Here is a 1,419-nt window from a genome sequence, read left to right on the forward strand (position 1 = left end):
GGCTCTCCGTCCCGATCCGTGGGTTAGCGGCCGGGGAGGGCGGGGCGGTATCCGCCGAGGGCGAGCATGGCCAGGGCGATGAGGGCGTGGGGGTCTTTGAAGCCGTAGGCGGTGCGGGTGATGACGCGGATCTTGGTGTTGGTGGATTCGATGAGTGCGTTGGACATGCCTTCTTCGAGTGCGGCGTAGATGGTGGCGCGGTGTTTTTTGATCTTTCGGCCGAGTGCGACGAAGCTGGGCAGGCGGCTGCGTTGGGCCCAGGAGAGCCAGTGCCGTAGTGCTTGGATGCCAGCTTCGCCTTTGAGTGTGAAGACGTGCCGGAGTCCTTCTTTGAGCAGGTAGGCCCGGTATAGGCGGGGGTCGGTCTTGGCGATCCAGGCCAGCTTGGCTTGTTGTTTGTCGCTGAGGTCTTCGGGGTTCTTCCATAACGCCCAGCGGGCGCCTTTGAGCTTCTTCGCATCGCCGCGGGAGAGCTTGATCGTGCGTCCGCCGGTGGTGGTGCGACGGTCGTTGCCGGCGGCGCGGCGGGCGTCGTTCCACGCGGCACGGCGGACCTCGTCCAGGGCTTCGCCGGCCCAGGCCACGACGTGGAACGGATCCGCGCACAGCACCGCACGCGGGCACCAGTCCCGCACGACGTCGGCGATCCAGGCCGCACCATCGGCGGAGACGTGGGTGATCGCCCGGCAGCGCTCCTGCCCGAGAGCGCGGAAGAACCGGCTCATGGTGACCTTGTCCCGGCCCGGGGAAGCCCACACCAGCCGGCCGGTGTCGTGGTCCACCACCACGGTGAGGTACTTGTGGCCCTTCTTGTAGCTGATCTCGTCGATCCCGATCCGGCGCAACCCGGCGAAGCGGTCCACCACCTGATCGACCTCGGCACAGACCCGCTTCACGATCGACCCGACCGTGCGCCAGGCGATACGCATCAACGTGCTCACCGCGGTCTTCGAGCACGCCACCGCCAGCCAGGCCACCGTGTCATCGAAATGGCGGGTGTGTCCCGCGCCGTGCCGCGCCCACGGCACCGCCGCGACCACCACCCCATGATCAGGACAGGACACCCTGGGCGCGTCGGCCTCGATGAACGCCTGGACCGTGCCCAGATCCAGCGCCCGCCAACGACGAGGCCCTTCACCGGCGTCATAGCCCGCACACCGCCGCCGACACACACCGCACCGGCCCCGCTCTGCCTTACGAGGACGCACACACGCCACGATGACCTGCTCGTCCTCGTCGAACTCGACACTGTCCACGAGTGTCTTCTCGACACCCAACAACTGCGCCCATACGCTGGCACCACGCACGCCGTTCTCCCACACCTAGTTTTGATCTTCGACAATCAAAAACCTAGGCCGGAAAGAACGGCGTGCGCTGCTATGACACGCTCAACCCACCCACGGATAAGTCAGAAGAGCC

Annotated in this window: 1 protein-coding gene; it reads right to left on the reverse strand. The window is 66.4% G+C overall.

Annotation, left to right across the window (positions count from 1 at the left end):
- Positions 1-23: 23 nt before the first annotated feature.
- Positions 24-1,307: an ISL3 family transposase gene (locus tag G1H10_RS32050; protein ID WP_163745349.1), complete on the reverse strand. Its 1,284-nt coding sequence runs from the start codon at positions 1,305-1,307 to the stop codon at positions 24-26.
- Positions 1,308-1,419: the final 112 nt, after the last annotated feature.

The organism is Phytoactinopolyspora halotolerans, assembly GCF_010550675.1.
In the GTDB taxonomy this organism is placed as follows: domain Bacteria; phylum Actinomycetota; class Actinomycetes; order Jiangellales; family Jiangellaceae; genus Phytoactinopolyspora; species Phytoactinopolyspora halotolerans.